At 68.9% G+C, this 5,361-nt stretch carries 7 protein-coding genes and 1 tRNA gene; all 8 read right to left on the bottom strand.

Features of this window, described 5'->3' with window-relative positions:
• Nucleotides 1-284 (bottom strand): FAD-binding protein (locus Q7W02_25535; protein ID MDO8479495.1); only part of this gene is annotated, 284 nt, incomplete at its 3' end.
• Between the two features lie 19 nt (nucleotides 285-303).
• Nucleotides 304-1,776, bottom strand: a complete 1,473-nt coding sequence (locus Q7W02_25530) for an FAD-linked oxidase C-terminal domain-containing protein (GenBank protein MDO8479494.1) — start codon at nucleotides 1,774-1,776, stop codon at nucleotides 304-306.
• Between the two features lie 15 nt (nucleotides 1,777-1,791).
• Complete coding sequence (locus tag Q7W02_25525; GenBank protein MDO8479493.1) at nucleotides 1,792-3,399, bottom strand: thiamine pyrophosphate-binding protein; 1,608 nt, start codon at nucleotides 3,397-3,399, stop codon at nucleotides 1,792-1,794.
• A gap of 8 nt (nucleotides 3,400-3,407) precedes the next feature.
• On the bottom strand, nucleotides 3,408-3,815 hold the full coding sequence (locus Q7W02_25520) for a rhodanese-like domain-containing protein (protein ID MDO8479492.1): 408 nt from the start codon (nucleotides 3,813-3,815) through the stop codon (nucleotides 3,408-3,410).
• 23 nt (nucleotides 3,816-3,838) lie between these two features.
• A tRNA-Asn gene (locus Q7W02_25515) sits at nucleotides 3,839-3,913 on the bottom strand.
• Between the two features lie 147 nt (nucleotides 3,914-4,060).
• Entirely contained in the window at nucleotides 4,061-4,663 is a 603-nt protein-coding gene (gene recR, locus Q7W02_25510; GenBank protein MDO8479491.1) for a recombination mediator RecR, read from the bottom strand.
• Nucleotides 4,664-4,732: 69 nt separating this feature from the next.
• Complete coding sequence (locus Q7W02_25505) at nucleotides 4,733-5,047, bottom strand: YbaB/EbfC family nucleoid-associated protein (GenBank protein ID MDO8479490.1); 315 nt, start codon at nucleotides 5,045-5,047, stop codon at nucleotides 4,733-4,735.
• The coding region (locus Q7W02_25500; GenBank protein ID MDO8479489.1) for a hypothetical protein at nucleotides 5,044-5,361 on the bottom strand (318 nt) is incomplete at its 5' end. The genes Q7W02_25500 and Q7W02_25505, both read right to left, overlap by 4 nt.

Here is a 5,361-nt window from a genome sequence, read left to right as displayed (position 1 = left end):
GGCTCGTGCTCGACGAGCCGCGCGAGGCGGCCGAGGCCGAGGACGATGCCGGAGCGCGCGGCGGGCGTGCCGACGAGCGCGGCGGTGCCGCCGCCCCACGGCACGATGGGCGTGTCGCTGGTGGCCGCCGCCTCGACCACGGCACGCACCTCGTCGGCGGAGCCGGGAAAGACGGCGGCCTCGGGCGTGCGGCCTTCGACGACGTACGGCGAGATCTCGATGCCGGTGAGGACGTTCGCGGGACCGACGATGCCGCGGAACGTCTCGAGCGGTGCTCCGGCCACCGATGCAACGCGCCCGGCGCTAGAAGCGCTGGGCGAGGCCCTTCTCTTCGATGGGATGCGGGCGGTAGGCGGGCCCGCTCTCGCCGCAGGCCTTGCGCGACGGGAAGATCTTGCCGGGGTTGCAGAGATTGCGCGGGTTGAAGGCATCGCGGAGGCGCCCCATGTAGTCGAGATCGGCCTCGGAGAAGATGAGGGACATGTAGTCCACCTTCTCGAGGCCGATGCCGTGCTCGCCCGAGATGGAGCCGCCCACGTCCGCGCAGACCTTCAGGATCTCGCCGCCCGCCGCCACCACGCGCGCCTCTTCGCCGGGAACGCGCGGGTCGTAGAGGATGTTCGGGTGGAGGTTGCCGTCGCCCGCGTGAAAGACGTTGCCCACGCGGAGCCCGTACGCCGCCGCGATCTCGTTGACGCGCCGGAGCACCTCGGGCAGCCGCGTGCGGGGAATGACGCCGTCCATGACCATGTAGGCGGGCGAGATGTGGCCGTAGGCGCCGAAGGCGCTCTTACGCCCCTTCCAGAGCAGCTGGCGCTCGGCCTCGTCGCGCGCAGCGCGCACGTCGCGCGCGCCGCAGTCGCGGCACGCGGCCATCACGCGCTCGGCCTGCGCCTCCATCCCCTCGCGGAGCCCGTCGAGCTCGATCAAGAGCGCGGCGGCGGCATCCCGCGGGTAGCCGCAGCCGAAGGCGTCCTCGACGGCCCCGATGGTCAGCTGGTCGATCATCTCCATGGCGGCGGGGATGAGACCGCGCGCGATCACGGCGGAGACCGCCTCGGAGGCCTGGTCGATCGAGTCGAAAACGGCCAGCACGGTCTTGACCGCCTGCGGCTGCTTGAGGATGCGCACGACGATCTTGGTCGCGATGCCGAACGTGCCCTCGGAGCCGACGAAGAGCCCCGCCATGTCGTAGCCCTGCGCCTCGCGGGTCCTGCCGCCGAGCCACATGATCTCGCCGTCGGGCAACACGACTTCGAGACCCAGCACGTGATTGACCGTCACGCCGTACTTGAGCGTGTGCGGGCCGCCCGAGTTGTTGGCGATGTTGCCGCCGACGGTGCAGGCCTGCTGGCTCGAGGGATCGGGCGCGTAGTAGAAGCCCTTGGGCCCGACGGCCCAGGAGAGGTGCAGGTTGACGAGCCCGGGCTCGACGACGGCGATCTGGTTGTCGTAGTCCACCTCGAGGACGCGGTTCATCCTCATCATTGAGATCACGAGGCCGCCTTCGGCCGGGAGGCATCCGCCCGACAGCCCCGTCCCCGCGCCGCGGGCCACGAAGGGCAGGCCTTCGCGGTTGGCGAGCTTCACTACGGCGGAGACCTGCTCGGTGGACGTCGGGAAAACGACGAAGTCGGCGAGGGCCCGGAAGAGCACGAGCCCGTCCGACTCGTAGACGAGAAGCTCCTCCGGCTCGGATAGCACGGATCCCTTGCCCAGGAGGGCGGTCAACTCGCGGCGAAGGGCCTTCTTGCGCGCGGCGTCCAAAACGACCATGCGCGGATTATACCTCTAGACTTCCCAGGGGGGATCGACGGCGATGGGAAGTTCAAGGAGGGTCGGGCCGGCGTGGGCCAGGGCCTTCTCCAGCGCTCTCGGAAGGTCGTCCACGCCCTCCACGCGATGTCCCTCAGCGCCAAAGGCGCGGGCCATGGCGGGGAAGTCGGGGTTGGCGAGATCCACCTCGCCGTACTTTCCGAAGATCCCTTCCTGGAGATACTTGATGGCGCCGTAGCGCTGGTCGTTGAGCACGAGGAAGACGATGCCGAGCCCGTACTTCACCGCCGTCGCCAGCTCGTTCACGGAGAACATGAAGCCGCCGTCGCCCAGCACCGCAAGCACCGGCCGGTCCGGATGCGCGACCTTGGCGCCGATGGCCGCAGGGACGCCGTAGCCGAGAGTGGCCGAGCCGACGGGATAGAGAAAGGTCCGGGGCTCCAGCACGGGGAAGTGCCACTCCATCCAGTAGTTGAGCCCGGTCTGGTCGTTGACAACGATGCCCTCGGGCGGAAGCGCTTGGCGGAGCATCGTAATGAGCCGGTCTGTCGTCTGCGTGTAGCGAGGCCACCGAATCTCGCGCTGGGCGCGGATCCACGCCGCGTCCCACTCTGTCGCGGCCGGGCCCTTACCGAGCGCGGCCAGGATCCCGCTCAGCCCGTTCCGCGCATCCCCTACGATGGCCACGCTCGCGCGGTGCACGAGGCCGATGACGGATGGATCGATGTCGAGGTGAATCAGCGTTTGCTCGGGCTTGAAGTCCAGCTTGAGCATGAGGCCCTTGGTAGATCGGTGGGTGAAGCGGCAGCCGACGGCCAACACGACGTCGGCCTTTTCCAGCGCGGCCTGGGTGGACCGGTAGTTGGGGAGGACACCAAGCCAGAGCGGGTCGGTCTCCGGGATGGCGCCGCGCCCCATCACCGACGTGATGACGGGAGCGCGGAGCCGGTGCGCCAGCGCGGCGAGCTCAGCGGCGGCCCCGGCTGAGATGACGCCGCCGCCGGCCACGATGAGCGGCCGCTTCGCCTCGCGCAGGCGCCGGGCGGCATCGTCGATCAGCCGCGTGTCGCACACGGGCGGCCCGTCGCGGAACGTCTCGCGCCGGCCCTCGGTCTTCGCGACGAGCAGATCGGTGGGCAGCGAGAGCGCGATGGGCCGCTGCCGCCCCGTGCGGAAGAGATGGAAGGCGCGTTCGACGGCGGCGGGGATCTCCCGCGCGTCGTAGATCGTCTCGGCCCAGCTGCAGACAGGCTTGAAGCAGTCGATCTGGTTGGACACCTCGTGCAGCGCGCCCAGGCCCTTGCCGATCAGCGCCGCGGGAATATCGGACATGAGGACCAGGACGGGCTGTCCGTCCGCAAACGATTCCACGAGGGGCGTCAGCACATTGGTCGCGCCGGGGCCGGTGGTGACGATGACCACGCCGGGCCTGCCCGAGGACCGCGCGTAGCCGTCGGCCATGAAACCCGCGCCCTGCTCGTGGCGGGAGAGGATGTGGGCGATGTCGTGCTGGCGGATCAGCCCGTCGTAGATGGCGAGGTTGTGGACGCCGGGCAGGCCGAAGACGTGGCGGACGCCCTGGGCGCGGAGAACTTCGACGACCCACTCGCCGCCGGTGCGCAAAGTCCCGCTCAGGCCGGCTTCTTGCCGGGGCGCTCCGCGACCGGGAAGCCGGCCTTCTTCCACGCGGCGAAGCCGCCGTCCATCTCGTAGACGGGCTCGAGTCCCATCTGCTGCGCGGTGTCAGTGCCGAGCGCTGACCGCCAGGCGCCGTTGCAGTAGAAGATGAAGCTCTTGCCGGACGCGAAGATGTCCTTGTGGTACGGGCTCTCAGGGTCGATCCAGAACTCCAGCATGCCGCGCGGGCAGTGAAACGCTCCGGGGATCATGCCCTCCCGTTCCAGCTCGCGCACGTCTCGTAGGTCTACGAAAACCGCGTCGCCCTTGGCGTGCCGCGCGCGCGTCTCCTCGAGGCTGAGCGTCGTGATCCTGGACTTCGCCTCGTCGACCATCTGCCGGAAGCCCTTCTTGAGCTTCATCGTGTCCGTCCTCGCGAAAAAGGTGGCTCCCCGAGCTGGACTCGAACCAGCAACCCCCCGGTTAACAGCCGGGTGCTCTACCATTGAGCTATCGGGGAACACCGGGAGCAGAACCGCTACGAAGTCTTTTGTATCACACGCTTGCCTCGCCGCCAAGGGACCCCCCTCACCCTACCCTCTCCCCCTCTGGGGGAGAGGGGAAATCTGGCCCCGTGCCCTCTCCCCATCGGGGAGAGGGTTGTGAGTCAGCCGACCTCGCGGCGGCCTTCGAGCGCCTTGGACAGCGTCACCTCGTCGGCGTACTCGAGATCGCCGCCGACCGGCAGCCCGCGCGCGATGCGGGTGATGCGCATGCCGAGGGGCTTCAGGAGCTTGGCGAGGTAGATGGCCGTCGCCTCGCCCTCGACGCTGGGATTGGTCGCGAGGATGACCTCCTCCACGCCCGGCGTCTCGAGCCGGAACAGGAGCTCGCGCACCCGCAGGTCCTCGGGCCCGATGCCGTCAAGCGGAGACAGCGCGCCGAGCAAGACGTGGTAGCGCCCGCGGAACTCGCCCGTGCGCTCGAGGGCTAGAAGGTCGTTGGGCTCCTCGACGACGCAGAAAATCCGCTGGTCGCGACGCGGGTCGCTGCAGATGCGGCAGGGGTCTTCCTCGGTGACGTTGAAGCAGATGCGGCAGTGGACGATCAGCGCCTTGAGCTGGGTCAGCGACTCGGCGAGCGTCCGCACTTCGTCGGCCGGGCGCTTCAGGAGGAAGAAGGTCAGCCGCTGGGCGGTCTTGGGGCCGATGCCGGGCAGCCGCTGGAGCGCTTCGATGAGACGCGCCACCGGCTCCGGGTAGTAGGCCATTGCTAGCGACTGGGGGGGAGCGACCGCCGCTCCTCCCCCAGCCCCCCCCACCGATTTGATCTCAAAGCGCTACATTCCTAAGCCGGGGATCTTGAGCCCGGCGGTCAACTTGCTCATCTCGGCCTGGACCATTTCGCGCGACTGCCTGAGCGCCTCATTGCAGGCCGCCAGCACGAGGTCCTCCAGCATCTGCGCGTCCTCGGGGTTGATGACCTCGCGATCGATCTTGATGGAGAGGATCTCCTGCTTGCCGTTGGCCTCGACCGTGACCATGCCGCCGCCGGCCGTCGCCTGGACCTTCTTCTTCGCGGCTTCCGCCTGCAGCGCCTCCATCTGCTGCTGCAGCTTCTGCGCTTCCTTCATGATGTTGCCAAAGCCTTTCACGGGGTCTCCTTCTCCTCGGGCGCGCGGGGCCTGACCGCCACGACCTCGCCCTGGAACATGGCAACGGCCGCCTGGACGGCCGGGTGGTTGAGGGCGCCCGAGGCCGCCGCGGCCTCCGCCGCGATCTCGACGCGCCGGGCTCCGGGGATGTGCTGCTGCACGGCGTGCGTGATGATCTCGCGGTTGGCGCGGTCGTTCAACATCTCGCGGTGGAAGGGACTCGCGACGAGCCCGATGGTCAGCACGGGGCCCTCGAGCCTCAGCGGCACGCCGTGCTGGACGACCGAGCCCAGGAGCGCCTTCTTCTTCAGAAT

The organism is Candidatus Rokuibacteriota bacterium, assembly GCA_030647435.1.
GTDB lineage: Bacteria > Methylomirabilota > Methylomirabilia > Rokubacteriales > CSP1-6 > AR37.
This window is presented reverse-complemented; position numbering and strand designations above follow the sequence as displayed.

Excerpts from the sequence above, each read along its gene's own strand:
- Q7W02_25520 (MDO8479492.1), bottom strand. The coding sequence starts at position 3,815 with ATGAAGCTCAAGAAGGGCTTCCGGCAGATGGTCGACGAGGCGAAGTCC.
- Q7W02_25530 (MDO8479494.1), bottom strand. The coding sequence starts at position 1,776 with ATGGTCGTTTTGGACGCCGCGCGCAAGAAGGCCCTTCGCCGCGAGTTG.
- recR (MDO8479491.1), bottom strand. The coding sequence starts at position 4,663 with ATGGCCTACTACCCGGAGCCGGTGGCGCGTCTCATCGAAGCGCTCCAG.